25 protein-coding genes are annotated in these 25,314 nt (G+C 44.7%); 12 read left to right on the top strand and 13 right to left on the bottom strand.

Annotated features, from left to right (window positions below):
- Nucleotides 1-20 precede the first annotated feature (20 nt).
- The gene (gene soxR, locus HW45_RS14515; RefSeq protein WP_038227613.1) at nt 21-455 is read right to left on the bottom strand and encodes a redox-sensitive transcriptional activator SoxR; all 435 of its coding nucleotides are present in this window, start codon (nt 453-455) and stop codon (nt 21-23) included.
- A gap of 89 nt (nt 456-544) precedes the next feature.
- Between soxR and HW45_RS14510 the strand changes: the two genes are divergently transcribed.
- Nucleotides 545-1,741 carry an MFS transporter gene (locus tag HW45_RS14510; RefSeq protein WP_038227612.1) on the top strand — a complete coding sequence of 399 codons (1,197 nt, stop codon included), beginning with the start codon at nt 545-547 and terminating at the stop codon, nt 1,739-1,741.
- On the opposite strand, the gene HW45_RS28390 is transcribed toward HW45_RS14510, so the two are convergent.
- Nucleotides 1,735-2,073 carry a hypothetical protein gene (locus HW45_RS28390; protein ID WP_006069724.1) on the bottom strand — a complete coding sequence of 113 codons (339 nt, stop codon included), beginning with the start codon at nt 2,071-2,073 and terminating at the stop codon, nt 1,735-1,737. The genes HW45_RS14510 and HW45_RS28390 overlap by 7 nt on opposite strands.
- Nucleotides 2,074-2,267: 194 nt before the next feature.
- Between HW45_RS28390 and lpdA the strand changes: the two genes are divergently transcribed.
- Complete coding sequence (gene lpdA / locus HW45_RS14500) at nt 2,268-3,677, top strand: dihydrolipoyl dehydrogenase (protein ID WP_038227611.1); 1,410 nt, start codon at nt 2,268-2,270, stop codon at nt 3,675-3,677.
- Between the two features lie 85 nt (nt 3,678-3,762).
- Here lpdA and HW45_RS14495 read toward each other — a convergent pair whose 3' ends face one another.
- Nucleotides 3,763-4,809: an alcohol dehydrogenase family protein gene (locus HW45_RS14495; protein WP_038227610.1), complete on the bottom strand. Its 1,047-nt coding sequence runs from the start codon at nt 4,807-4,809 to the stop codon at nt 3,763-3,765.
- A gap of 15 nt (nt 4,810-4,824) precedes the next feature.
- On the bottom strand, nt 4,825-5,352 hold the full coding sequence (locus HW45_RS14490; RefSeq protein ID WP_038227609.1) for a TetR/AcrR family transcriptional regulator: 528 nt from the start codon (nt 5,350-5,352) through the stop codon (nt 4,825-4,827).
- Between the two features lie 204 nt (nt 5,353-5,556).
- On the opposite strand from HW45_RS14490, the gene HW45_RS14485 reads away from it, so the two are divergent.
- A complete protein-coding gene (locus tag HW45_RS14485) occupies nt 5,557-6,357 on the top strand; it encodes an acyl-CoA thioesterase (RefSeq protein WP_038227608.1) in 801 nt (266 codons plus the stop codon).
- 19 nt (nt 6,358-6,376) lie between these two features.
- On the opposite strand, the gene HW45_RS14480 is transcribed toward HW45_RS14485, so the two are convergent.
- From HW45_RS14480 to ulaR, 4 genes are all read right to left on the bottom strand, one after another.
- The gene (locus HW45_RS14480) at nt 6,377-7,189 is read right to left on the bottom strand and encodes a Cof-type HAD-IIB family hydrolase (RefSeq protein ID WP_051868094.1); all 813 of its coding nucleotides are present in this window, start codon (nt 7,187-7,189) and stop codon (nt 6,377-6,379) included.
- Nucleotides 7,179-7,424: a hypothetical protein gene (locus tag HW45_RS14475; RefSeq protein ID WP_006069730.1), complete on the bottom strand. Its 246-nt coding sequence runs from the start codon at nt 7,422-7,424 to the stop codon at nt 7,179-7,181. The genes HW45_RS14480 and HW45_RS14475 overlap by 11 nt, the downstream gene beginning before the upstream one ends.
- 55 nt (nt 7,425-7,479) lie before the next feature.
- On the bottom strand, nt 7,480-8,547 hold the full coding sequence (ulaG, locus tag HW45_RS14470; protein ID WP_006069731.1) for an L-ascorbate 6-phosphate lactonase: 1,068 nt from the start codon (nt 8,545-8,547) through the stop codon (nt 7,480-7,482).
- A gap of 112 nt (nt 8,548-8,659) precedes the next feature.
- Nucleotides 8,660-9,415: an HTH-type transcriptional regulator UlaR gene (ulaR, locus tag HW45_RS14465; RefSeq protein WP_038227607.1), complete on the bottom strand. Its 756-nt coding sequence runs from the start codon at nt 9,413-9,415 to the stop codon at nt 8,660-8,662.
- 365 nt (nt 9,416-9,780) lie between these two features.
- Between ulaR and HW45_RS14460 the strand changes: the two genes are divergently transcribed.
- From HW45_RS14460 to HW45_RS14430, 7 genes are all read left to right on the top strand, one after another.
- Complete coding sequence (locus HW45_RS14460) at nt 9,781-11,541, top strand: PTS ascorbate-specific subunit IIBC (RefSeq protein WP_006069733.1); 1,761 nt, start codon at nt 9,781-9,783, stop codon at nt 11,539-11,541.
- 56 nt (nt 11,542-11,597) lie between these two features.
- Nucleotides 11,598-12,077 (top strand): PTS sugar transporter subunit IIA, encoded by a 480-nt coding sequence (locus tag HW45_RS14455; protein ID WP_006069734.1) that lies wholly within the window; start codon nt 11,598-11,600, stop codon nt 12,075-12,077.
- Between the two features lie 10 nt (nt 12,078-12,087).
- Complete coding sequence (locus tag HW45_RS14450) at nt 12,088-12,780, top strand: L-ribulose-5-phosphate 4-epimerase (protein ID WP_006069735.1); 693 nt, start codon at nt 12,088-12,090, stop codon at nt 12,778-12,780.
- Between the two features lie 4 nt (nt 12,781-12,784).
- Nucleotides 12,785-13,606: a Cof-type HAD-IIB family hydrolase gene (locus HW45_RS14445; RefSeq protein WP_006069736.1), complete on the top strand. Its 822-nt coding sequence runs from the start codon at nt 12,785-12,787 to the stop codon at nt 13,604-13,606.
- A 5-nt stretch (nt 13,607-13,611) separates the two neighbouring features.
- Nucleotides 13,612-14,259, top strand: coding sequence for a 3-keto-L-gulonate-6-phosphate decarboxylase UlaD (locus HW45_RS14440; RefSeq protein WP_038227606.1), 648 nt, complete (start codon nt 13,612-13,614; stop codon nt 14,257-14,259).
- 9 nt (nt 14,260-14,268) lie between these two features.
- The gene (locus tag HW45_RS14435) at nt 14,269-15,147 is read left to right on the top strand and encodes an L-ribulose-5-phosphate 3-epimerase (protein ID WP_038227605.1); all 879 of its coding nucleotides are present in this window, start codon (nt 14,269-14,271) and stop codon (nt 15,145-15,147) included.
- 136 nt (nt 15,148-15,283) lie between these two features.
- Nucleotides 15,284-15,709, top strand: a complete 426-nt coding sequence (locus tag HW45_RS14430) for a hypothetical protein (RefSeq protein WP_031493570.1) — start codon at nt 15,284-15,286, stop codon at nt 15,707-15,709.
- A gap of 16 nt (nt 15,710-15,725) precedes the next feature.
- Here HW45_RS14430 and HW45_RS14425 read toward each other — a convergent pair whose 3' ends face one another.
- A complete protein-coding gene (locus HW45_RS14425) occupies nt 15,726-16,184 on the bottom strand; it encodes a GNAT family N-acetyltransferase (protein ID WP_038227823.1) in 459 nt (152 codons plus the stop codon).
- A 163-nt stretch (nt 16,185-16,347) separates the two neighbouring features.
- On the opposite strand from HW45_RS14425, the gene yegD reads away from it, so the two are divergent.
- Nucleotides 16,348-17,700 (top strand): molecular chaperone, encoded by a 1,353-nt coding sequence (yegD, locus tag HW45_RS14420; RefSeq protein WP_038227604.1) that lies wholly within the window; start codon nt 16,348-16,350, stop codon nt 17,698-17,700.
- A 55-nt stretch (nt 17,701-17,755) separates the two neighbouring features.
- Here yegD and HW45_RS14415 read toward each other — a convergent pair whose 3' ends face one another.
- The gene (locus HW45_RS14415) at nt 17,756-19,774 is read right to left on the bottom strand and encodes an alkyl/aryl-sulfatase (RefSeq protein WP_038227602.1); all 2,019 of its coding nucleotides are present in this window, start codon (nt 19,772-19,774) and stop codon (nt 17,756-17,758) included.
- A gap of 106 nt (nt 19,775-19,880) precedes the next feature.
- On the opposite strand from HW45_RS14415, the gene HW45_RS14410 reads away from it, so the two are divergent.
- Nucleotides 19,881-20,795, top strand: coding sequence for a LysR family transcriptional regulator (locus HW45_RS14410; protein ID WP_038227601.1), 915 nt, complete (start codon nt 19,881-19,883; stop codon nt 20,793-20,795).
- A 44-nt stretch (nt 20,796-20,839) separates the two neighbouring features.
- Here HW45_RS14410 and HW45_RS14405 read toward each other — a convergent pair whose 3' ends face one another.
- The 3 genes from HW45_RS14405 to HW45_RS14395 form a co-directional block, all read right to left on the bottom strand.
- On the bottom strand, nt 20,840-22,180 hold the full coding sequence (locus tag HW45_RS14405; protein WP_038227600.1) for an MATE family efflux transporter: 1,341 nt from the start codon (nt 22,178-22,180) through the stop codon (nt 20,840-20,842).
- A gap of 97 nt (nt 22,181-22,277) precedes the next feature.
- Entirely contained in the window at nt 22,278-23,114 is an 837-nt protein-coding gene (locus HW45_RS14400; RefSeq protein WP_038227599.1) for an AraC family transcriptional regulator, read from the bottom strand.
- A 432-nt stretch (nt 23,115-23,546) separates the two neighbouring features.
- Nucleotides 23,547-25,289 carry a methyl-accepting chemotaxis protein gene (locus HW45_RS14395; RefSeq protein ID WP_006069747.1) on the bottom strand — a complete coding sequence of 581 codons (1,743 nt, stop codon included), beginning with the start codon at nt 25,287-25,289 and terminating at the stop codon, nt 23,547-23,549.
- Nucleotides 25,290-25,314 lie beyond the last annotated feature (25 nt).

Here is a 25,314-nt window from a genome sequence, read left to right as displayed (position 1 = left end):
TTGTTTGCTTAGACTATGACTTAGGTGCTTTGCTTCCACAGCAAAGCACCATTTCCTTGCTGAGCCAATATATCGTCAGGATTTCTTAGCCGACAGCGACTTAGCGAGAGGCAACCACAACCAATGCACTCCCCAAGCTCGTCTCTAAGTTTGGTCATTAGCCAAATTTTCTCATCTAATATGCGCTTCCAGTTTTTTCCCATAGATTCCCACTCTTCTTGAGAGGGGGCTCTCTGAATAGGGAGCACCGACAATGCCTCTTTAATTTCTTCCAGACTTAGCCCGAGTTGCTGTCCTGTTTTAATAACTGCTATACGCCTCAAGACTGAGCTGTCATAGCGACGTTGATTCCCTTGGTTTCGCCAACTAGAAATCATTCCTTTCTGCTCATAAAAATGCAGTGCTGACACAGCAACTTCCGCACGCTTTGCTACCTGACCGACTGATAATTCCATTTTATTCTCCTTTACACTCAGTATAGCTTGACCTCAAGTAATGTTGAGGTTTTAGCATTGAAGCAACTCACAAACATAAAGGAATGATGATGAAAAGGACTTCGCTGCAACATCTCTCTGCACTGCTGTTCGATGGTATCGCTTCAGGGATGATGTTAATGGCGCTCCCATGGAGCATCTTGACGCAAGGAAACAACAGTACATTCTTGGCTATACTCACGTTATGTTGCACGGCGTTATCGTTCTTTGCGACCCCATTCTTTGCTACTGCTATTGACCGCTTTTCGCGAAAGCATATCTTAGCACTGGTCCAACTATTACAGGCGCTAGCTGCATTACTCGTTGTTTTTACTTGGTATATTGAACCGAATGCACTTTGGTCCCTTGCTGTTGCTCAACTGGTTTTTTGGTTAACTAACGATCTTGCATGGGGGACAAATGGTGCATTCACACAAGAACTCTATAAAAAATCAGATTATGCAAAAATCTCTGGGCAACAAGAGATCGTCCTACAGATGACCACCCTGAGTGCAGGCGGTTTAGGCGTGTTGTTATTGAAACTGTGGTCAATCGAATACTTTGCCTTGTTGGCTATGTTACTTTCTGTCAGCGCTATGATTTGCTATGCCAGCATCCATTACAAACCAAAGCAACGCGAGACCAAGCATGTATCTTTTATGACACTGCTGAGCGAATCTAAAGCCATATTTTCACGCTCACCGATGTTTTACTTGTTTGTCGCTCTGTCCTGTCTGAGCTACCCAATGATGACTTACTTGTCTAAGTTGGTGCCTATCTATTTTTCCGAGCAAAACATTGAAGGCCACTGGTTTGCTTGGTGGCAAATCAATTACGGTTTAGGCGCAATGTTATGCGGAGTTATCATTACGCAGCTACTGACTCGTTTTCAACATGAACAGCTAATGATTGTCAGTGTTGTTGGTTTAGCGGTGTTATTGAGTGTTCTAGCTAGCTCGATGTCAGCACTTAGTATCGTTATTTTTGCGCTATTTATTGGCTTATTCAATGCGACCAATCGAATCGCTAGAGTGAATAAGCTGCATGAAACGATTGATAATAGAGTTCGAGGCAGAGTAGATGGTGGAATGAAGTTACTCTCTACTTTTATTCAAAGTATGAGTTATGTTCTTATCGCTTATTTGACTCACTACGATCTTACGGAGCTTGGGTTTGCGGTGGCCGCCGTTGTGATGATGCTAGCCGCTCTGGGTATGTTGTTATTGCATAAAGGTAAAAATAATACTCATACGTTACAAAGCTATTGAGGTTTTGCCGGTAATGGTGTTGGGACAGGCTGCGCTGCTTCTTCGGGTTTGGATATGGTAATACTACGGATGAATCGACTGAAGTAGAGTTCTTTTACCAGTTCGTCGCAGCGTTCAGTTGTGAGATTGCGTTTCCACTGCTCGCTGCTCACGGAGATGCGAGTTTGGTTGGTTGCTCGATAGCCGTTGGCAACTTCGCATAGCTCTATTGTGTCCATGTAATTAGGGTAGGTATTAACTGATGAGGAGCGAAGGCCAAGCTGATTCATTTGATATGACGAACAGCCCGTCATGATGAGCAAGGTGAAAGATAACAGTGCTTTTATTCTCATAGCAGTTAGTGGTTTGTCCTAGGTTTGTGCACAAGCGCTCATACTAAACACTATTTGTGACAGATAAAGAGAAGTTTTAAACACAGGTCACCTAACAGTAAAAATTAACACTGCTCAGACATTTAGACGATCTATACTGGACGGAATTTATCGTGTTGCGGCAGTGACGTTTCTGAAAAATGAGGAGAATAGGGATGGTGGATTCTATCAACGTAGATGTAGTTGTACTCGGTGGTGGACCTGGAGGTTATACCGCAGCTTTCCGCGCGGCTGATCTTGGACTGTCTGTATGTCTAGTAGAGAAGCAAGATACTCTGGGTGGCGTGTGTGTAAACGTAGGATGCATACCATCCAAAACCTTATTGCATGCAGCTGCGTTAATTGAACATGCCCAACATGGAAAGCAAATGGGTATCACATTTGGTACTCCAAGCATAGACATTGACGGTTTACGATCTCACAAAGAAAACACGATATCAGAGCTGACGAAAGGAATTGCTAACCTAGCAAAAGCTCGCAAGATAACACGTGTTCAAGGTGTTGGTCAGTTTACCTCACACAATGCACTGTCAGTGGTTGGTGAATCAGAAACGCAAATCTTGTTTAAGCATGCCATCATCGCAACTGGGTCACATTCAGTATCACTTCCTATCGCACCTAATGATCCGAGGATTTGGGACTCTACTGACGCACTAGCGCTGACGACGATTCCTAACAAACTATTGATCATTGGCGGCGGGATTATTGGTCTAGAAATGGCACAAGTGTATTCAGCACTGGGATCGCAGATCACTATTGTCGAGGCACAAGAGCAAGTGATTCCTGCAGCAGATAAAGACATTGTTCAACCTTTAGTTAAGTCGGTTAAGAAGCGCTATCAAATGCTGACTAAGACGTTGGTGACTGCCATTGAAGCGGACACTGATGCTATAACGGTATCTTTTGACGGTAAGAAAGCACCAGAAAGCGAGTGTTTTGATGCCGTATTAGTGGCTGTTGGGCGCAGGCCAAACACGTCCAACTTAGGGTTGGATTTGCTAGGCATTGAGGTTGATAGACAGGGGCTTATTCCTGTGAATGACAAGATGCAAACCAGCGTCCCTAATATTTTTGCTATCGGTGACATCGTCAAAGGACCGATGTTGGCTCACAAGGCAACACACGAGGGCAAGGTGGCCTCAGAGGTTATCGCTGGTATGGATTCAACTTTTCATCCTGTAGCCATTCCATCGGTGGCATACACCAGTCCGGAGATTGCTTGGGTCGGTGTGACAGAGAAGGAAGCTAAGCAGCAAGGTATAGAATTCCAAACAGGCAAAGTGCCTTGGTTGGTCAGTGGTCGAGCTCAGAGTGTTGGGGCGACGAATGGCGTCACCAAAGCGCTTTTCTGTGCCGAAACAGGTACGCTTTTAGGTGCTGGGATTTGTGGAGAAAATGCTGGGGAACTCATTCACGAAGCCGCTGCGATGTTAGAGCTAGGGGGGCGTGCTAAAGATATCGCTCACACTGTTCATGCTCATCCTACACTAGCAGAAACCTTTGCCTTTGCTGCGGAATTGGTGGAAGGCTCTATGACCGATATGTTGCCTCCCCGCAAGAAATAACCAATATCAAACGTCTTGTTACTAAGAGATGGTGCCCACCTGTTAAAGTAAGGGGGCATCATTGGATAGTTGGTTGTTTTTAGTATTATCCTTGTGTCACTTGCAATACAATTTTCCCTATATGGCTTTTCTCTACAAATTCCCGTTGTGCCTGTTTGATATCTGATAATGCAAACACTTTCCCCACCAGTGGTTGTATTTGTGAGTGTTCGATTCGGCTGATTAGGTTTGGAAATACCTCATCTTCGAGCCCAGTACAGCCGAAAAAAGACAGATCTTTTAGATACAGTGTTCGAACGTCGAGTTCGACCATCGCGCCACCAATAGCACCAGAGACGGCATAGCGGCCTTTGGGTTGCATCACTTCAAGTAACTCTGGCCATTGAGGACCTGCAACGAGATCAACGACAACACTAACGCTGTTTCTACCCAATGTATCCACCAAGCTTTCACCACGTGATACCGTTTTATCGGCACCGATATCAAGTAAGGCTGATGCCTTCGATTCACTAGTTACTGCAATCACCTTAGCACCACGTGCTTTCGCCAACTGCACTGCAGCAGAACCCACACCGCCCGATGCGCCAGTGACTAAAACAGTATCATTAGCTGTGACTGATGCTCTGGTGAGCATGTTTTCTGCGGTTGAGTAAGAACACGGAAAAGAGGCGAGCTCAATGTCGCTGTAGCTTGAATTTACACTGTAAGCCTGGCGAGAATCCACTACGGTATATTCTGCAAAACCACCATCACACTCAGAGCCAAAGTACCAGAAATGATCAAGGCGTTCTCCATCGGCGTACCAAAGGCAAGGATCAATGAGCACGCGTTCGCCAATTCGAGCATCGTCAATATACTCTCCTACAGCGATAATATGACCACAAACGTCCGCACCTTGAATTCTTGGTAGAGAAAGAGCATTGCCAGACCAGCCTGCGTCTTCACTATCGTTATCGCCCTTGGAGTACCAGCCAATACGAGTGTTGATATCGGTGTTGTTTACGCCTGCGGCGCTAACTTTAATGAGAACTTCATTAGCGGCTGGTTTAGGAACCGCGATGTCTGATTTAACGACAAGTTGTTCTAAGTCACCGTGCCCAATGAGCTGAACGCCAGTCATAATTGAACTCATGTGTGGTTTCCTTTTTTAGTTGTTTGATGTTGTCGCTGTGAATAGAGCGCTAACTGCCGTTTTAGCGGCACTCACGGCAGCTTCTCCCAGGATAGGGTAAGCGGCCGTGATACCTTCATGAAGTACATATAACGCCTGACTTAAATCTTCACGACCACTTATCTGCGCCAATTGTTGAATTACCGCATGTTTATAGGTTTCAACAGCGGAGTGAATTTCTGCATTGTCAGGAAATGCCGCTAGAGCATTTGCAGAAAGACATCCTTTTGGTGCGTTCTGTCTCATCCAGTGACTAAGCGTATCAAACGCCGATAAGGTGGCAGCTAAGCCAGGGGCACTGTGGCAGCTTTCTAGTAACGATAGATAACGTTGATGACGATAATCCAGCGCGCCCACGACCATACTTTCTTTAGAAGGGAAATATTTATAAAGCGTTCGCATACTGACACCAGAAAGTGCTTTTAGCTCAGCAACACTCGGTTCTGCAAACCCTTTTTGCGCAAAAGCACGTTCTAGGTTCTCGGCTATTTGTTGTTGGGACATCATAAAACCTATAGGTAGAATGTTTGTACTACCTATAGGGTAGAATAATTGTTCTACATCTGTCAATCATTATCGTGCTTAACAAATAATGTTTATTTTTATAACAAATATGACTTTGGTTATAGAAAAATAAGGCTCGTGTTGATTTATCTTATCCGACCAGTTATCGTTTAACTAACAATCTGTTAACATGAGGTGGTCGGCATGCATTTCGATGAATTATTAGAAAAAGCTAAGCAATGTGCTCAAACTGGAGAGCATATGGCCATTCCATCTTCGTGGGGTCAAGGCAGAACGGTGTTTGGTGGCTTATCTGCATCTCTGTTGTATACCGTTATGCAATCCAAAGTTAATGGTGAACGTGTATTGCGTTCATTGAACACCAATTTTGTTGGTCCGCTGCTTGTCGATGTGCCTTTCACATTTGAAGTCGAAGTGTTGCGTGAAGGGAAAAGCGTGTCTCAGATGAGTGCTCGATTGATTCAAAATGGTCAGGTTGCTGTTTTTCAGCAAGGATGTTTTGGGGCAGATCGCGACTCGAATATTATTGTTAACAACAACGATAACCACATCATGCCACTGCCGGATGAGCTACCTAGATTTCCTGATGTGGCTCAAGGTGCCCCTAATTATACCTCGCATATAGACCTTGCTTTGGCTAGAGGTCATCTACCATTTACCGTAAGTAAAGACTCACATACTTGGGGTTGGATGCGATTCAAGCAAGCTCCAAAACAGATTACAGATGCACATCTTATTTGTTTGGTCGACGCATGGCCTCCAGGTGTACTGCAAATGATGTCAACGCCGGCACCTGCGAGCAGTATGATGTGGAACTTGGAATTTATCCATCCTCACCAACCTGTTGAACCAGAAGATTGGTTTGCTTACCAATCCCATACTCGTCAGGCGGCTCAAGGATACGCGCATGCTCAGGCTAATATATGGAACAATAGAGGTCAGTTGGTGGCAGTCAGTCGTCAGAGCATCGCAATCTTCGATTGATAACAACGCTCTCCTAGTGCTAAGAAATTATCTTTATGGCTTCAACGATAGCGTTTTGGTCATTTGAGGCTTTCGTTACCACATCCGCACAGTTTTTCAGTTTCTTTGTCGCATTATTTACCGCAATGCCAAGTCCTGCACACTGCAACATGGATACATCGTTGTCGTTATCGCCGATTGCCACAACATCTTCAAGCTCAATGCCTAACGAAGTGGCTAAGCGTGAAAGCATGGCGCCTTTACTATTGCCTTGTTTGTTAAAGCCAATGCGGTTAAACCAGGACTGTTCGTAGCTGAAATTTTCATAAATCAGCGGGTCAGAGATAAAGGCATCAATATCATTTGGACTACCTTCTGTTACGAACGTCCAGATATGCTTGCAATCGCTCAGCGCGCTCGCGAAATCAGTAACACGCTCTATTTTGGGCTGGATGTTTGGCTCGAGCGTGGCGCCCCATGACTCCAGTTTTGAGATGTAATTAGCGGGATGTTGGTAACAAAGCAAGATTTTGTCGTCAGCATAAGCAATCAGATCGAGAGACTCAGACTGAGAAACAAAGTGCGCCGCTCGCTGTTTGTCTACAGGCTCAGCAAAAGTAATTTGTTGGTTTTCGAACTGGTAGACATAAGAGCCATTACAACAGATGGCCGGAGTGTTCAATTGCAGCAGTTGGTGATAATAGGCGACGGTGGTGTGGTGGCGACCTGTCGTTAAGATGATGTTTGTTGTTGAAGCTATGGAGCGGATTATTTGCTGGGTTTGGGTATCAATCTCCCCTTGTGAATTGAGTAGCGTTCCATCTAGATCAATGGCGATGAGTTTATACTTCATGTTGTACCTCAACTTGATGAGGTTGCAAACCAATCGCTGTTGCGGCATTGATTAGCGCGCTCATTGTCATGAACACGCGAGGGGTGAGATCGCGTCCTGTTTCTAAGAAGCTGTTGACTCCCCATTTTGAGCTCATAATCAGCAGATAGTAGCCCCTTGCCGTGCGAGGTTTAAGGGCTATTGCCCCTTCAATATCACCTCTTGCAAAATGATGTTTGAATTCCTTTAGCAGCATTCAGATGTTCCTTTCTTCAGATAAAAAAAGGGGCGAATATCGCCCCCGGTTCGCCTTATAGGAATGCTTTATATGGAAGCTCCGGCTCATTTTTGAAGATGTCTTTGAAGCCGCGGAAATGCTGGTAGTGCATGCGACCTTTATCTGTTGGATAGGTGTATTTACCACCGACTTGCCAGAAGAAAGGTGCAAAACTGTACTGCAGACGGTCTTTCTTCATATTCCAAAGTACTTCGATTTCTTTAGGATCGTTTTGGAAGTTAGCCCAAATATCGTGGTGGAACGGCATGACTACCTCACAGTCTAAAGATTCAGCTGCGCGAAGGATGTCAGATGACGTCATTTTATCGGTGACACCGCGAGGGTTTTCACCATAAGACAATAGGGCTACATCTATTTGGTACTCGTTACCGTGTGCTGCGTAGTAGTTTGAATAGTGTGAATCACCTGAGTGGTATACGCTACCGCCTGTGGTCTCAATCAAGTAGTTTACAGCGCGTTTATCCATACCATCTAGGATCTCTTTATCATACGAAGAAGTACCTTCTGGCAGAGTTACTAGAGCAGTGCGGTCAAATGAGTCTAAAACGCGAATCTTCATATCGCCCACTTCAAGAACGTCACCTACTTTTGCCACGATACAACGATCTTCTGGAACACCCCAGCCCATCCATAGGTCAACACACGCTTGTGGACCAATGAATTTTACATGATCGCCACAGTTCTGTAGTACCGCCGCTGCCACGTTAACATCGATATGATCGGCGTGATCGTGAGAGGCCATAACTGCGTCGATATCTTTGATCGCAAAGGGATCAAGTGGGAAAATTGCTGTACGTAAGTTTGGTTGAAGTGCTTCAACACCACCCATACGCATCATTTGGTGCTGGTTTTTCATGAACTGGTTCTTTTGTGTTTTTTTACCAGTACCACACCAGAAATCGATAGTAACGTTAGTATTGCCTTCACTCTTAAGCCAAATACCCGTACAGCCTAACCACCACATTGAAAATGTGTTTGGCTCTACGACAGTATTTTCAATCTCTTCATTTAGCCAAGTACCCCACTCAGGGAAAGTGCTTAAAATCCATGATTCACGAGTAATTTCATTTACGTTGCTCATAACAATACCTTTTATTTCAATAAATTGGTCAAATTTTGGATGTAGGGTGCCTAGCACCTCTTTTTGCAAAGAGGTACTTGGGTATTTTTTCTGGACTTGGTTAGTTAATTATTTACACGAGAAGCACTTCGGTGCCGTTACTTCTTATTGCTTCTATCACTTCAGGGTTGGCATCTTTGCCAGTAATCAAGATATCTATTTTGTCTGCTGGGCAGAAAAGCATGCCAGTGCGATTACCTATTTTCGAGCTATCTACCACAACAACGAGTTTGTCGATCTGTTCTACCATTTGCTGCTCAGATACTGCGGTTAACATATCCGCTTTGTACAAACCGTTTTCAGTGAGCCCTTTACCACTGGTAAACATCCAGTGGCCGGCGTATCCGCCTAAAGAGTTTGGTGACGGATTAAGAAATATGTTCTGTGCTTTGTTGTATTGCCCGCCAATAATGATGACATCTTCATGATCCTCATTAATTAAATAGCTGGCGAGTGGAAAATAGTTTGTCACTATTTGCACATCTTGCTGGCATAGCTCTTGTCCTAATAAGAAAGCTGTTGAACCACAGTTAATCACAACGCTATCGCCTGGTTGACACAAGGAGGCTGCTTTCACTGCAATGCGTGATTTTTCGTGGTAATGATCGGTGGTATCAATATTGAGCGGGCTCCAAGCCTTACGCTTAATCTCAATACGTTCAGCACCATTTCTTACTTTTCTTAATTTACCTAGCTCATCTAGTTTTGCGATATCCCGTCTGGCCGTTGCAGGCGAAACATCGAAGTTCTCGATGATGTGAGCCACATTGATGACTCGCTTTTCATCAAGTAGAGACAAGATTCCATCATGTCTTTGTAATTCATTCATGGTTATCACCTTAATTTGTCATCAAGTGATTACTTGGTGATTATTTTTGATTTGTAATGATTCTATTTTGCTCAGGGCTGACTGTCAAATTCTCTCGCCCTAAAAGTGCTAAGTAAATCACTAAAAATAGTTAAGTTATTGATATTAAACAGTTTGTTGTTTTTGTGTGTGATCGTGTTGGCAAAAATACAGTTTATAGAACGCGAAAATTGATAAAAATCAAAATAATCATAAATGAGCATTGAATGATTACTTATGATTGGTAATGTTTGTGTTGTGAGCAACTACTGAACAGAACATCAGTGAACGACACGGACAATCTCTGACCTACACATAAATATAAAACATTACCAAGGGGCAAGAATATGGAGTTTCTATACGACATCTTCTACATATTTTACAGTCAAGTAATGACCAAAGCGCCGCTGCTACTGGGTCTGGTAACTTGTATTGGTTACTGGCTACTCAGACGTGACGGCACCACCATCATCAAAGGTACAATCAAAACTATTGTCGGCTTTATGCTGGTACAAGTCGGGGCGGGAACCTTAGTCGCAGGTTTCAAACCCGTAATTGAAAAACTCTCTGAGTTCCACGGACTCACCGGTTCGGTCATTGACCCATACACATCAATGATGGCTACCATGGAGACGATGGGTGATAACTACTCATGGGTAGGCTATGCCGTTCTTTTAGCACTCGGCATCAACATTCTACTAGTTCTTTTCCGCCGCTATACCGGTATTCGCACTATCATGCTTACTGGACATATCATGTTCCAACAAGCGGGTTTGATCGCAGTATTCTACTTCGTGCTTGGTGCTAGTATGTGGGAAACGATCATCTATTCAGCAATTCTGATGGCGCTGTATTGGGGTATCTCCGCCAATATCATGTTTAAGCCAACAGAAGCCGTCACCGGTGGCGCTGGGTTCTCAATTGGTCACCAACAACAGGTTGCTTCTTGGATTGCTACCAAAGTGGCACCAAAACTGGGTGACAAAAATGATAGCGTTGACCAATTAGAACTGCCTAAATGGTTGCACATATTCCACGATAGCATCGCGGCAACAGCGATCGTGATGACGGTTTTCTTCGGTATTATCCTTCTTTCATTTGGCCTCGATAACCTACAAACCATGGCTGGAAGCACGCACTGGACAATCTACATCCTTGAGACTGGTCTTAAGTTTGCGGTAGCGATTCAGGTTATTGTTGCCGGTGTTCGTATGTTTGTCGCTGAGCTGTCAGAAGCTTTCAAAGGTATTTCTGAGCGAGTAATTCCAAACGCGGTATTGGCAATTGACTGTGCGGCTATCTACGCATTCTCTCCAAACGCAATGGTATTTGGTTTCATGTGGGGTGCGATTGGTCAGTTCGTCGCGGTTCTTGCGATGTTAGCGTTTGATGCGCCAATCATGATCATTCCTGGATTCATTCCAATGTTCTTCTCTAACGCAACGATCGGTGTGTTTGCTAACCACTTTGGTGGCTGGAAAGCGGTAATGAAGATCTGTTTCGTAATGGGCATCATCGAAGTTGTGGGTTCGGCTTGGGCTATCCACTTATTCACCCAACAAGGCACTGAGTTCAGCGGCTGGATGGGTATGGCGGACTGGGCGTTAATTTTCCCACCAATCATGCAAGGTCTATCTGCATCTAACTTGTTCTTCTTCGTTCTTGTCGCGCTATCTGGTGTGTACATGTTCTACGCATCACGTGCGTTGCGTGCAGAAGAAGATGCTCAAGGTACGGTAACGGTTACAGAAGAGCCGGAAGTGATTGAAGCTGTAGCTAAAGCAGTAGAAGCCAGCGACGGTGTACGTCCAGTAAGCATCCTTGCTGTGTGCGGTAACGGTCAAGGTTCATCAATGATGATGAAGATGAAGATTGGCAAGTATCTTGAGAAGAAAGGCATACCCCACGTGATGGATTCATGTGCCGTGTCTGACTACAAATCGAAACTCGCATCTACCGACATCATCGTTTCATCTAAGCACCTTTCTGCTGAGATGGATCCAGGCGATGGCAAGTTTGTGCTGGGTGTACAAAACATGCTTAACCCAAATTCATTTGGTGATGAGCTACTCGACATCATAAACACCAACTTCGCAACACAAAAATAACAACGACACACCAAAAAGGGCCAGCGTAATGATTGGCCCGATGAAGGAGATAAATCATGGCTCTGAAGCAATCCCTAATCGAAAACAACTCTATCAAATTGCACGCTCATGCGGGTGATTGGCGTGAAGCGATTACCATTGGTACCGACATGCTTATTGCCTCTGGCGCTATCAAGCCCTCTTACCATGAGGCCATCATCAGTAGTGTAGAAAAATTAGGTCCTTACATCTGTATCGCTCCGAATCTTGCACTTCCTCATGCGAGACCAGAAGACGGTGTGATTAAAACCGCGTTTGCACTAGTGACTCTGAACACGCCAGTCTATTTCGAAGGTGAAGATGAGCCTGTCGATGTGTTGATTACTTTAGCGGGTAGTTCGTCTGATGAGCATATGGAAGGCTTAATGGAAGTTACCCAGGTACTCGATGATGAAGACAGTGAAACGGGCGTTGATCTCGATAAATTGCGCCGCTGCCAATCAAAAGAAGACATCTACCGCGTTATCGATGAAGCCTTAGCCGCTGAGATGGCTTAACGGAGGCGTTATGTATCAAGCACTAAAACAACGAGTTCTCGCTGCCAATCTCGCATTACCAAAATATGGACTAGTGACGTTTACTTGGGGCAATGTCTCTGAAATTGACCGCGAACGTGGCGTTATTGCGATTAAACCATCTGGCGTTGAATACGATGACATGAAGGTGGATGACATCGTAGTGATTGATCTTGATGGCAACCGAGTGGAAGGGTCGCTCAATCCATCCAGTGATACCGATACGCATGTTGAACTCTATAAAGCGTTTCCGGAAATTGGTGGCATCGTTCATACCCACTCACGCAGCGCTACTATTTGGGCTCAAGCGGGCATTGATATCCCGTCACTGGGTACGACCCATGCAGACTATTTTTACGGCGACATTCCTTGTACGCGTAAGCTAACTAAAGCGGAGATCGCAGGGGAGTACGAGCGCAATACTGGCTTGGTGATAGTGGAGGAATTTAACCAACGCAATATCAAACCGATGTCGATTCCAAGTGTGATTGTAGCTGGACATGCGCCATTTTCTTGGGGCAAAGATGGTCACGATGCGGTGCACAACGCTGTCGTGCTTGAAGAAATCTCGGCGATGGCATTAGCGACACGTTCTCTCAATAGCGGCATCAAGATTCAACCAGAACTGTCAGACAAGCATTACCTGCGTAAGCATGGTGAGAACGCCTATTACGGCCAGAGGTAAGCCTATGTATAAAGTACTAGCTCTTGATTTAGATGGCACGGTATTAACGGATGACCACACGATTCACCCAGAGGTGAAATCTGCTATCCACATGGCTCGAACGCAATGTCATGTCGTCATTGTTACTGGCCGACACCATACCGCAGCAAAGCCATTTTACGATGAGCTAGAGCTGACGACGCCAATCATATGTTGCAATGGTACCTATGTGTATGACTACCAACGAGATGAGGTAGTAGAACACAACGCTATCGATAAAGACAATGCGTTGAAGTTCATTGAACTAGCCACTGAATTTCAAATGAAAATGGTGATGTACGTAACTCATGAGATGACGTACAGCCGAGCCAACCCTATTGCTTATATGCAAGCGCTGGAGTCTTGGGCAATGCAATTTCCGAAGCAGCATCAGCCACAAATACGCAAGATAGATTCGTTCAGCCAATTGGCACAACAGACTGACTATGTGTGGAAATTTGTGGTGGAGGGCGCGCCGAGTTCGGTTCAGCGTCTCTCAGAACACTCTTGGATAAAGCGCAATTTTAATGGTGAGCGCTCTTGGTCCAATCGTATTGATTTTGCCGCTCAAGGGAATAGCAAAGGTAAACGATTGGCTGATTATGTCAAAGGACTTGGCTACGAAGCACATCATGTCATTGCTGCTGGTGACAACCACAATGACATTTCCATGCTTGAGTATGCCGGGCTTGGCATCGCCATGAAAAATGCCGATGAGATGGTAAAACAAAGCGCCAAAATCACCTGCAAAACGAATAACAACGAAGACGGCCTTGCCCGTTTAATACGTGAAAAAATTAAAGGATAAGTAAGATGACTAAACCAATGATTCAAATCGCTCTAGATCAAACCAATCTATCTGCAGCGATTGAAGTAGCAAACAATGTAGAGAGCTTTGTGGATGTGATTGAAGTAGGCACCATTCTCGCGTTTGCAGAAGGAATGAATGCAGTAAAAACACTAAGAGCGAACCACCCTGAGCATGTACTTGTTTGCGACATGAAAACTACTGATGGTGGTGCAATTCTTTCTAAAATGGCATTTGAAACTGGTGCAGACTGGATCACGGTGTCAGCTGCTGCTCATATTGCAACCATAGGAGCATGTAAGAAAGTTGCTGATGAGTTTAACGGTGAAATTCAAATTGAAATTTATGGTAACTGGACCATGGAAGATGCCCAAGCTTGGGTGGATCTAGGTATCAAGCAAGCCATCTATCACCGTTCTCGTGATGCAGAACTTGCGGGTGTGGGTTGGACTGAAGAAGACTTAGTTAAAATGCGTCAATTGTCGGACTTAGGTATCGAGCTATCCATTACAGGCGGTATCGTGCCAGAAGATTTGTACTTATTTGAAGGCATCAAGGCAAAAACGTTTATCGCAGGTCGCGCACTTGCGGGCGAGAACGGAAAAGCGACCGCAGAAGCACTGCGCGCTCAAATTGACCGTTTCTGGAACTAAGGAGCTACTATGTTTCAGATGCTAGATAGACCGCGGATGGGACTGTATGAAAAGGCGTTGCCTAATGAACTGTCCTGGGAAGAAAAGCTGCAACAAACCAAGCAGCTCGGTTTCGATTTCTTAGAAATTTCAGTCGATGAATCGGATGAAAGAAGAAGCCGCTTAGATTGGGATGACGAGGCCATTTACGATCTGAAAAGGTTATGCGAACGCTACGAGATCCCTTTGCAATCAATGTGTCTTAGTGCTCACCGCAAGTACCCTTATGGTTCTTTGGATCCACAAGTACGTCAACAAGCTCACCTGCATATGGAAAAAGCGATTACATTGGCGTTTAAATTGGGTATCCGAACCATCCAGCTCGCGGGCTATGATGTTTACTATGAGCCAGCTAACCAAGAGACGCACCAGAACTTTATCCAAGGGATGAAGCAAGCAGCAAAAATGGCAGAGCGAGCTGGTGTGATGCTAGCGGTCGAGATAATGGATACCTGTTACCTCAACTCATTAAGCAAATTTGAAGTGCTTAATCGTGAAGTAAACTCGCCATTTTTCACGGCCTACCCTGACGTGGGTAACATCTCAGGTTGGAATTATGACGTATCGACGGAACTGGCCTTGAGTATGCCGCACATTGTGCAAATTCACCTTAAAGACACTTATAAAGTTACCAACGATTACCAAGGTCAGTTTAGGGATTTGGTGATTGGTGATGGTGAAGTGGATTTTGAGGCAATTTTCGAGACACTTAAACGTACCGATTGTGTCGTACCCATGGTGATTGAAATGTGGGCGCAAGATGATAACTGGCGCGAAAATATTGAGATAGCCAAGCAACGATTAAACCAAGTTTGTCAGAGCGTGGAGGTACCTCTGTTGTTTAGCTAGTTGGCAAACATTGGCTAATATGAGCTCCTGAAGTAAGACGCAGCGATTTCCCTCTAAGCTGCGTCTTTTTTCATCTATTGACATCCCTCGTTGATTACCTCAGAGTTAGCCCTCCATTTTCGACACTAAGCCTGCTATGAAACTTCTGCATCTCCAATTATTTTGGCATCAAACACAGAATACGTTGCTAGAAATGGAAGATCTTCCAGTTTTGACTGAGCAACAGCAGCGAGATTTCAAACTGTGGATGAAAAAACGTAGGAAAATCCTAAGCTTTGAAGTACATCAGCAATCATGGGTCAAGGTTAACCAAGATGGCTTTAGTTCGCTTATTGAGCTGCGTCCTAATGGTAGTTTAGTTGAGCGTGATATGTTTGGCGGCCGGTCGTTATCGGGTTTGTGGAAAGTCATCGATGGGTTACTGTTTATTAAAGTGATCAGCGGTGAGTTCATCGTTGAATATCAAATTGCGGGTAGTTCTGAGCAGAACATTCACGACGGTGTAGAATATATAAACGGTAAGGTCAGTACTTACAGTAAGTTTGTTCAAGTAAAAGCATAGTAACGAACGTTGTGAATTATTGCTCCTGCACCCAACAAAATATTATATCTTCTAGCCCTTCTTCGTTATCGCTATTACCTTCATGTTCGGTAAATCCAAGTCGACGATAAAACTCGATCGCGTTGTGATTGATCTGAAATGTTCTCAGTGATAATTCCCCTCCGCTACGAGCTTGTGCTTCTTCGACTAACAACCGTCCAATCCCCTTTCTCTGAAACTCAGGTGCAACATACAGTTGATTGATTTCGTTCCGATCCATGGCCATAAACGCCACGGGTTGTTTTGATTCTAGAGTGAGTACCACCCAGATATCATGACTGTGCGGCAAAATATTGGTTAGAAAATACAATTGAGATTCAACAGAATGAATAGGCTCTATGCCTAACGCCTGCACGAAAGCACGGCGCCAAAGCGTCACGATTTGCTTAGCGTATTTAGGTTCGAAGCGCTCTAAAGTGAACGGCGGTTCATGCATCACACAACCTTTATTCTGCTTTACACTGTAAAAATGATGTCTACAGTGTAGCGCAAAATTTCTTTTGACCTGTCTACATGTGTAGGGTTTAAGGTTCTGCCCCTTGAACTTCATTGTCAGGCTGCTATTCTTTGCCGCCCTTTTTCTTATGTTGAGGTAACCCATGGCCATTGGTTTTGACTACGGAACCGCGAACTGTTCTGTCGCTCATCTTGTGAATAACGCCATCGAGCAGATCCCACTGGTAGGTGATAACTGTTATATCCCCTCAACGCTTTGTGCTCCGACGGCTGAAACTGTGTCTGAGTACTTGTTTCGTTGCTTGGATATTCGACCTTCCAACGAAGTAGGTGAAGCCGTGCTTCGACGTGCGGTAAAGCTCAATCGAGAAGAGGGGATTGAAGTGATTCCTACGGATGTACTGTTTGGCGAAGCAGCGTTGGATCTGTACCTCGAAGACCCTCAAGACGTCTATTACATTAAGTCTCCGAAGTCTTTCTTGGGCGCCATGGGGCTTCGAGATATGCAGCTATCATTTTTTGAAGATTTGGTGTGCGCCATGATGAGCAATGTAAAACGTCAGGCGGAATTGCACTTGGGACAAAGCATCAGCCAAACGGTTATTGGTCGACCTGTTAACTTTTTAGGTCGTGGCGGTGATGCCTCTAACCGTCAGGCGGAAGGTATTTTATCGCGAGCGGCAACGCGTGCGGGCTTCAAAGATGTCGAGTTTCAGTTTGAACCTGTAGCGGCAGGGCTTGAGTACGAGTCATCGTTAACTGAAGATAAAAATGTGCTGGTGGTCGATATCGGTGGTGGTACGACGGACTGCTCATTTATTCAAATGGGACCAAGTTGGGTGGGCAAAGCAGATAGAGACTCTTCACTCATAGCTCACACTGGTCAACTTGTAGGCGGAAACGACCTGGACATTTACATTGCATTTCGCCGCTTTATGCATGCATTCGGAATGGGGACTAAGCGCCACTCAGGATTAGACATCCCTGTGACGCAATTTTGGAACCCTATAGCGATTAATGATGTTCAAGCTCAACGTAAATTCTACGCTCATGACAATCTAAAAGAGCTACAACTTCTTGCTAAAGAAGCCATTGAACAAGACAAAGTATCGAGACTGGTCACACTGCACAAAGACACGTTAGGTTATGCCGTTATTCGCGAAGCTGAGAAGGCAAAAATCGCACTAGAATCTTCAGCAGAATATCGCGCTATGATTGATTTGTTCTCTGAACAAGTTGGCATTGATATCAGCCATGCTCAAATGGCAGAAGCCATTGATAACCCAACCAGAAAAATCCAGGCATTAGTCAAAGAAGCAGTAGATCAATCTGCGACCTCACCTGATGTCATTTATATGACTGGCGGATCAGCACGCTCTTCAGTATTACGCAATGCGGTTCAAGAAGTGCTACCTAACATCCCTGTAGTATCTGGCAACTACTTTGGTTCGGTAACGGCAGGGTTAGCGCGTTGGGCGGACGTGTGTTTTAAATAGTGTGTGTTTTAGATTGAATAAAATAAGCCCAGAGCTTAGCTCTGGGCTTATTCATCTATTTGGTTGGCATCGGAAGTATTTCAAACATTCCGTCAAATTCGTCCAAGGTGTCGGCTAGTTTGCCGATTAACTCGCCATCTCCTTTGATTCCTGCTTGCCCCGACTTCAACAAAGCTTCTAAGGTCGTTTGGCCCAATGCGATTCGTGTTAAATCCGCTTTGTGTACGATGAGCTCCACATCGGTTTTCGGTAGAGTGTCCACTTCGATGTTACTCATGTTGGCATTAGACACTTCACCGTAGTAACGCTCTGCCACATCTGGGTGATATAAACCGAAACTAAAGTCCAATTCAGCTTGTTCTGCTTTTTCTGCGTTGAGTTTAACTGCAATAAAATCAAGGAACATGCCTGTAGGAGTATTAGCAATTACGTCAGCTGATGCCAGCTTGATTGAAGGTGATATCTCGCCAGTTCTTAGCTCCACTGCACCTTGTAAGTAGGAATTACGCCATGCCATGGTTTCTGATTGGTAGCCTTGCTGCTCAAAGCTGTCAGCCAAAGCAAATCGATAGTCGATATTGTTTGGATCGCACTGTACCAAGTCGTTGAGTAGCTGAGAAGCCTCTTGATATTGACCTTTGTTGAAGTAGTCTATCCCGGCCTTGTATAGAACATCGGCGCCAGCTGCCTCAACATAGACACACGATTTATCTTGAGTCTGCAGCGGGTTAGTATTGACTGGGTTCATATCGTGATAGCCAAGATATAAGTTCACAACAGCTCGCGCGTTGTGGCTATAAGAGCCATGATATCCATTAGTGTGCCAGGTTTGCTTTTGTGATTCTGGTACTAGGCGTTCAATTTCTCTGCCCACATCATGGATGGTGACCCCGTGGTTAGCAAGACGCATTGCTTGATTGTGGATGAAACCATAGTTGTCGCGTTGCAACGCCATATAGTCGGAAATTTCGTTACCTTCCGTGTTTGGATCGTTCCAAACCGGAGCTGAGTGCGCGGCGTGAATGTTATCGACTAAGCCAGAATCAACATAGCGTAGCTTCAGTTCGGTTAAATACTTAGTCCAAACCAAGGAATCACGTACTTTTGCACCGCGGAAGGTGTAGATATTGTGCATACCGTCATAGGTTAGCTCTGCGGTATTAAGTGAGCGATACTGAGGAACATATAAGACGATTTCAGCTGGTGCTTCCGCGCCCGGCATATTGATGGCGTGGAATTCTAGGCCGTCAATGGTAATAACTTTTTCGCGTTCTTGGATTTCTGTTGTTGGAGCTACTAAGGTCACTTCACCGCGTGATGTGCCAAGACCTAACGCGTTATCAACGATCCCTTTCGCATCGTTCACCAGTGTCGTACCGTATTGGTAATTTGCTCGGCGTCCCATTGCTGTGCCGGCGATGACATTTTCATCTGCTAGCTCCTTGATAAAGTCTTTTGGCGCATAAATCTTTGCATTGTCAGCAAAATCTCCAGATTCAACAATGCCTCTTGAGCCACCAAAGTGGTCAGCGTGCATGTGCGAATAGATCATGCCGGTGATTTTGTGCTCGCCATTGATCTTTGGAAGGTGTTGCTTGGCAAAGTCCCAAGACGCTTCAGCGGCTTCGCGTGATAGCAATGGGTCATGAATAACGTAGCCGTTGTCAGTGCGATAGATGGTCATATTAGACAGGTCGGCACCACGAATTTGGTAAATGCCATCGGTCACTTCGTACAGTCCACCAGCAGCGTAGTTCAACATACCTTGGCGCCAGATCGATGGATTTACCGTCGGTGGGATGTCTTCGACTGACATTTCAGCCATAAATTCGAAGCGATTTTTCAGCTCACCTGCAGCATGATTACCAAATTCAGCAATCAGCCCCTTTTGCGTGCGTTCAAAAGCAGAAGTATCTTCCCAAGGAAGAGTGGCGGCTAACGCCTGGTTAGCTTCAATAGTATGACTAGTCGCAGGTTTGCCTTGATAGTCTTCTAGGCCAACGTAATCAGCACTAGCGTTGAATGATGCAAGAATCGCAATGGTGATAGTAGATGGCACAAGTTTGCGGTACATAATTGACCTCACACGGTTAGAACAGGAATTAAGGTCAATATAGCGGCTTGACTCATAACTAAATATGCAATTTAATTTAGTTAATACATAACTAATGGTGATGTTTATGAATGCCTCTGATTTTGATCTTAACCTGATGCGCGTGTTCGTGACCGTATATCGTTATCAGTCGATAACCGTGGCGGCAGAGGTGCTTAACTTGACCCAACCTGGTGTCAGTGGGGCTTTAAAGCGACTTCAAGCTCAACTCGGTGAGCAGCTTTTTGTTCGTGATGGTCGAGGCATTGCGCCGACGCATTTAGCTCACGAATTAGCTCGCCATATTGAGCCTGCTCTGGAAACCATAGAGAGCACCATTGATGGTGTTAAAGATTTCAGTGTGCAAGGCAAAAGGCGTTTTGCCGTTTACACGTCAGAACCAGTGATGCTGATGCTATTACCGAAAATTGAAGCGGATGAAACCTTGGGAGAGCGTGAGATCGTGCTCCATCCTACTTTAGCGACCGAAGAGGAGCTGCTCGATAAGCTCAATTTACGTCAAGCAGACCTAGCGATAGACTTTGCCAAACGTACACCTTCGCTGTGTTTTTCACAGCCGTTCTTTACTGACCAAATCTGTTTGATCGCCAGCAAATCACATCCACGAATCAGCGGCAATATCACGGTTGATCAGTACTATCAGGAGAAGCACATCACTCTTAAGCTCAGACGAGAAAACGCCTTCTTAGCGGACTATTTTACTGAGGAGAATATTAGAGGGAGAAAGGTAGCTGCAGAAAGCGATTCTCTTTTGGTGTTGATGGCATTAGTGGCAAGTAGTGAGAGTATTGGAATGATGAGCCGTAGCGTGGCTACTTTGTTTGCGGAGCGTTTTGATATTCAGATTATCGAAGCACCGTTTCGCCCTATCCCTGTCGACTTTAAGTTGGTCGCTCATAGTCGAGAGCAGAGCAGCAAAGCCAATATATGGCTTCGGGAAAAGCTGCTTTCCTACCTGTCTGAGCTAAACCTCGGTCACTGAGAGTCGACAAAAGTGGCGACTCCCACTTTATTTAAGTACAAAATTTAAGTACGAATCGCCGCCATTTTCTGTGACTTTATAAAAGTTAGTAACAGTCCCAAACTGATGATAGCTGTCATGGCCTCTGCAAATAGAATACTCGCCCAAATGCCATTAATAGGGAACAAGCTTGGCAGGATAATGACGCCTAGTGCAACAAATACAAACCCACGAGCAAGAGAGATTATGGTTGCTTGATTGGGTTTTGCAATGGCCTGAAACAGGTTGGCGACGACAAGGTTTAATCCCATTAACGGTGTCGCATAAAAGAAAAACAGTAGCGCAGTCGCGGATAGTTCAACGAGCTCGATATTATCGCCAAGGTAGAAACGTGCGACTGTCTCTGAGAACAATCCGATCACAGCGAGAAATAGTAAGCCACTGCCAATTGACGTAACAAGCCCAAGTTTGAGCGTAGCTTTCACTCGTTCCGGCAAGTTAGCACCATGGTTAAAACTGATAATAGGCTGACACGCCTGATTAATGCCAACGATAACAAATAACGCAAATACACCCACATTTGCGGTTAAGCCATAAGCGATGATGTAGCTCTCTCCAAATTGGCTAAGCAGTACGTAGTTGAATAAGAGTATCGTCAGTGCAGAGGTGATCTCAATAAAGAAAGTGGGGGTGCCTATCTTTAGGATCTGTCCTACCTTATCCAGACCAAGCCCTTGTAAGGTCAGCCTTAGCTGACCTTTAGCTTGCCAAAAGTGGCTGAGAAGAATCAGTGCTATGACCGCCTGAGAAATCGCAGTCGCGTATGCCGCTCCCTTCATTCCCCAGCCAAACTGAAGCACAAAGAAGTAGTCCAAGACCAAGTTGGTGACTGCGCCTGCTGACATGGCGTACATAGCGAGTTTTGGGTTGGTATCATTACGTATAAAGCAAGACATAACCCAAGCAAGAGCATAAAGAACAAAGAACTTGAGCATCACACCCAAATAGTCATGCGCTAGTTGTGCCATGTATCCAGTAGCGCCCATCAAGCGGATAATATCGTCTAGCCAAAAGAGTGCGATTGATACAGCAATGGTCGAGATAATTGCTGTGGCAAGCATCGCCTGACTAAACAGCGTTTGGCCAACACTTAGATTGCCCTTTCCAAATTCAATCGACATGAGCGCTGCACCACCGATACCTATCATCATTGCAATCGCAGTGAACAAGGAAAAGGCAGGAATCGTCAAAGAGATAGCACCAAGACCTTCTGCGCCGACACCTTTCCCCACAAACCAAGCGTCACCCATAATGAAAATGGACTTAATGACCATGCCTGATAGCGCTGGTAGAAGATACTGAATGAACGATTTCTGGATTGGATCGGACTTGAGGTTTATGCTCATTGGAAACGACAATACCTATAAATTGATGAACAGAGATAATGGTATTATCGTTACGAAATTTGACATTAAAAAGGGATTATCTGCCTCTAATCTGGCACTATTTGGACGTTCTTCTTCGAAATTCTGCCGGAGATTCACCCATGTTCGTACGGTAAAATCTGCCAAAATAAGCGGGGTCTTCAAACCCAAGTTGCAGTGCTATGGCTTTAACGGTTTTCGTCGAAAAGATAAGTTCACGGTTCGCTTCCAGAATTACTCTATCATGAAGCAACTTGGTAATGGTTTTACCTAGGTGTGCTTTACTTAGCTCATTAAGGCGCTTACTGGTAATGGAAAGCTTATCGGCATAAAACGCCACGTTTCGTTCGCTCTGATAGTGGGTTTCGATAAGTACTATCACCTGTGAAATCCGTTCATCCCGCACGGTAATTGCTTCGGTTTTGTCCACCGAAAAGCGAACAAGATAGCGCAAAAAACAGGTAAGCAAGGATTCGATCAAATCCCAATCGGTGTCTTCACGTTGATACTCTTCCAGCAGCAAATCGAAAACGCCATCAAATTGCGTTGCTCCTCTACCCTGAGTATCGATATAAGGGTGCTGATTCTGATGAGCAGAAAATATCGCGTCAAACATCAATTGATGGCGGTAGCGATTTTCGAAAAAATCGGTCGAGAAAATGAGCATTTTGACGTTACTGCCCAGTGAGTTTGACTCATGAACTTGCCCTGGGGCGATTGTAAAAAACCGTCCTTTTACACTCTGATAATCGACAAAATCGATACGTTGAGAGCCGGAGTCATCCAAACACCAAATGACTTCAAAATAGTCGTGACGATGTGGTTCCAAGAAGACTTCTTCTGACTCCATACGGCAATCGACGACCTGACAAGGATGACCTTTGGGTAATGTTACCAAGTTAATTTTGTCTTTCATGGTTCACATAGGCGGCAAGGAAAGATGTGTCTAGTATGACATTGATTGATAAGTGATTCGAGGTGACAAACTGATTACGAGTAGGAATTGACCTACCTTAGGTTGGGATGAGAGCAACACGGTTTTAACTATAAAGTGGTAATTAACTTGGGCTGGCGATAAGTTGAGCTGTGATGTAAATCCAATAGTACATAAATTGCTGATATAAATGGCAATTGTTGCTTGAATTTGTCTCGTTTATGAATCTAGAATGATTTGACCCTCTGATTTAAGGGTCACCTAGCCAACTGACGTTGTTAGTGAACACCTCTTGTTCACATGTTATATAGCCAATCGCCTTGTTTTCGCGATTGGCTTTTTTCTTGTCGTAAATTTGTCCTAGCATTAAAAAAGCTCACCGAAGTGAGCTTGCAACCATATATGGAGCCGGAGCTACACTTTGAACTGTTCAACGGTAGTGAGAAGCTCTTGGTTTCTGCCTTTTAAGTCATTGGCATTTTGTGTTGCCAACTCTCCATTTTGGACCAATGTGCGCACCATATCTTGAATCGTCACCATGTTCTTATTGATCTCTTCCGATACCGTACTTTGTTCTTTCGCTGACGATGCAATTTGAGCTACGAGCCCATTAATCTCATCAGTAAAGGTCATCATGGAGTCGAGAGAGTTAGTCACTCCGCTGGTTTGCTCTTCATACAGCTTACAACGATGCTTGGTGGAGTCCATATTGGCGACAACGGCTTCGTTGCCAGCATGAAGCTTAGATAGCATTTCATTGATTTCAGATGTGCTTTGTCGAGTGCGAGAAGCCAGAGCTCTCACTTCATCAGCAACGACGGCAAATCCGCGCCCTTGTTCACCTGCGCGTGCAGCTTCGATTGCAGCGTTAAGTGCAAGTAGGTTGGTTTGCTCTGCGATATCACCGATTACTTCAAGTGTGTCACCAATCTTCTGTGTATCGGCACTCATAGCTACAACAGCTTGTGAGGTGTTTTCCACTTCTGCGACCAGAGCCTGCAAACTTGAGATAGCTTCTTCGACAATCAGCTTCGAGTCAGAGCTAGCTTGGTTAGCCGTTTCAGTATTATTTGATGCTAGTTGCGCATCATTGGCCACTGTATCGGAAGAGGCACTCATTTCATGAATAGAGGTAACAATCTGGTCCATTTCATTCTGGTGTGATTGGAACAGAGCCTGATTTTCTTTCGCTTGTTGCTCGATATGTAGGATTGAACGACTGGTTTCATTACAAGACTGAATAACATTGCCCACTAAGGTCTGCAATTGAGCGATAAAGGTATTGATGTCTTGGGAAATTTTACCAAACTCATCGTTAGAGTCGACCGTAAGTCTTTGAGTAAGGTCGCCTTTACCTGTTGCGAGGTTTCTCACCACGTTCTGAAGCAGTGTGATAGGTTTTAGTAAGAAGGCGATTATCATCATACTCAACGGAATAATGATAACAGCAGCTACGAGCAGTGCTTGGGTTATTTGTGTACTGATTGTGGCGGCATTAGCCTCTGTAACAGCACTATCTAAGTAAGCGGTCAATGTCCAAGTATCGTTTAATACAGGAATCGTTGAGTCAAACTCGATATGTTGACCCGGAGTCGTATTGGAGAATAGGACATTGCCAGCACCATCTTTGAGTGTCAGGTAGTCACCGTTGCCGCTGGTTTCTGCGAGCGGTTGAGTAATAAAGCTGAGATCGAGTTGGTAGAATGTCACTTCATTACTTTGAGCATTGGGTACCACTATATTCAGTAAGAGCTTATCATCCTGTTTGACGATTTCGTTTGCAACGATCTGTCCGTTGGCTTTGGCTAATTCTGCCTCTAATGCCGCAACAATATTCTCATCTTCCACAATGCCGGATTTGTCGAAAACGAAACCAGAAGACATTTTAGTGATGTTATCAAACTCGGTTTTTTCGACGATATCTTTTACGTCGATAAAGCTGACATTAAGGGACTTGGCTTGTTGAAAACTGTAGTTAAGTTTGTCGGTAACACTTTGGTTCAAGAGGGTAAGCTTTTCTTGTGTTGTAGAAGAACCACTGCGCTCAATATAGGATTCCACAAAGCTATTAGCAGCAAAATAGCTGGTGCCAATGGTAGTAAATATAATTGCTATGACTATTGAATAGAGTTTTAGTTTGAACGAGAGGTTCTTCATTATTAGTAGGTCCATTTACCGAAGT

It is taken from the genome of Vibrio sp. ER1A, from assembly GCF_000733315.1.
Lineage (GTDB): Bacteria > Pseudomonadota > Gammaproteobacteria > Enterobacterales > Vibrionaceae > Vibrio > Vibrio mediterranei.
The sequence above is the reverse complement of the archived record's forward strand: the minus strand, read 5'-3'. Positions and strand labels throughout refer to the sequence as shown.

Excerpts from the sequence above, each read along its gene's own strand:
- soxR (WP_038227613.1), bottom strand. The coding sequence starts at position 455 with ATGGAATTATCAGTCGGTCAGGTAGCAAAGCGTGCGGAAGTTGCTGTG.
- HW45_RS14510 (WP_038227612.1), top strand. The coding sequence starts at position 545 with ATGAAAAGGACTTCGCTGCAACATCTCTCTGCACTGCTGTTCGATGGT.
- HW45_RS28390 (WP_006069724.1), bottom strand. The coding sequence starts at position 2,073 with ATGAGAATAAAAGCACTGTTATCTTTCACCTTGCTCATCATGACGGGC.
- lpdA (WP_038227611.1), top strand. The coding sequence starts at position 2,268 with ATGGTGGATTCTATCAACGTAGATGTAGTTGTACTCGGTGGTGGACCT.
- HW45_RS14495 (WP_038227610.1), bottom strand. The coding sequence starts at position 4,809 with ATGAGTTCAATTATGACTGGCGTTCAGCTCATTGGGCACGGTGACTTA.
- HW45_RS14490 (WP_038227609.1), bottom strand. The coding sequence starts at position 5,352 with ATGTCCCAACAACAAATAGCCGAGAACCTAGAACGTGCTTTTGCGCAA.
- HW45_RS14485 (WP_038227608.1), top strand. The coding sequence starts at position 5,557 with ATGCATTTCGATGAATTATTAGAAAAAGCTAAGCAATGTGCTCAAACT.
- HW45_RS14480 (WP_051868094.1), bottom strand. The coding sequence starts at position 7,189 with ATGAAGTATAAACTCATCGCCATTGATCTAGATGGAACGCTACTCAAT.
- HW45_RS14475 (WP_006069730.1), bottom strand. The coding sequence starts at position 7,424 with ATGCTGCTAAAGGAATTCAAACATCATTTTGCAAGAGGTGATATTGAA.
- ulaG (WP_006069731.1), bottom strand. The coding sequence starts at position 8,547 with ATGAGCAACGTAAATGAAATTACTCGTGAATCATGGATTTTAAGCACT.
- ulaR (WP_038227607.1), bottom strand. The coding sequence starts at position 9,415 with ATGAATGAATTACAAAGACATGATGGAATCTTGTCTCTACTTGATGAA.
- HW45_RS14460 (WP_006069733.1), top strand. The coding sequence starts at position 9,781 with ATGGAGTTTCTATACGACATCTTCTACATATTTTACAGTCAAGTAATG.
- HW45_RS14455 (WP_006069734.1), top strand. The coding sequence starts at position 11,598 with ATGGCTCTGAAGCAATCCCTAATCGAAAACAACTCTATCAAATTGCAC.
- HW45_RS14450 (WP_006069735.1), top strand. The coding sequence starts at position 12,088 with ATGTATCAAGCACTAAAACAACGAGTTCTCGCTGCCAATCTCGCATTA.
- HW45_RS14445 (WP_006069736.1), top strand. The coding sequence starts at position 12,785 with ATGTATAAAGTACTAGCTCTTGATTTAGATGGCACGGTATTAACGGAT.
- HW45_RS14440 (WP_038227606.1), top strand. The coding sequence starts at position 13,612 with ATGACTAAACCAATGATTCAAATCGCTCTAGATCAAACCAATCTATCT.
- HW45_RS14435 (WP_038227605.1), top strand. The coding sequence starts at position 14,269 with ATGTTTCAGATGCTAGATAGACCGCGGATGGGACTGTATGAAAAGGCG.
- HW45_RS14430 (WP_031493570.1), top strand. The coding sequence starts at position 15,284 with ATGAAACTTCTGCATCTCCAATTATTTTGGCATCAAACACAGAATACG.
- HW45_RS14425 (WP_038227823.1), bottom strand. The coding sequence starts at position 16,184 with ATGCATGAACCGCCGTTCACTTTAGAGCGCTTCGAACCTAAATACGCT.
- yegD (WP_038227604.1), top strand. The coding sequence starts at position 16,348 with ATGGCCATTGGTTTTGACTACGGAACCGCGAACTGTTCTGTCGCTCAT.
- HW45_RS14415 (WP_038227602.1), bottom strand. The coding sequence starts at position 19,774 with ATGTACCGCAAACTTGTGCCATCTACTATCACCATTGCGATTCTTGCA.
- HW45_RS14410 (WP_038227601.1), top strand. The coding sequence starts at position 19,881 with ATGAATGCCTCTGATTTTGATCTTAACCTGATGCGCGTGTTCGTGACC.
- HW45_RS14405 (WP_038227600.1), bottom strand. The coding sequence starts at position 22,180 with ATGAGCATAAACCTCAAGTCCGATCCAATCCAGAAATCGTTCATTCAG.
- HW45_RS14400 (WP_038227599.1), bottom strand. The coding sequence starts at position 23,114 with ATGAAAGACAAAATTAACTTGGTAACATTACCCAAAGGTCATCCTTGT.
- HW45_RS14395 (WP_006069747.1), bottom strand. The coding sequence starts at position 25,289 with ATGAAGAACCTCTCGTTCAAACTAAAACTCTATTCAATAGTCATAGCA.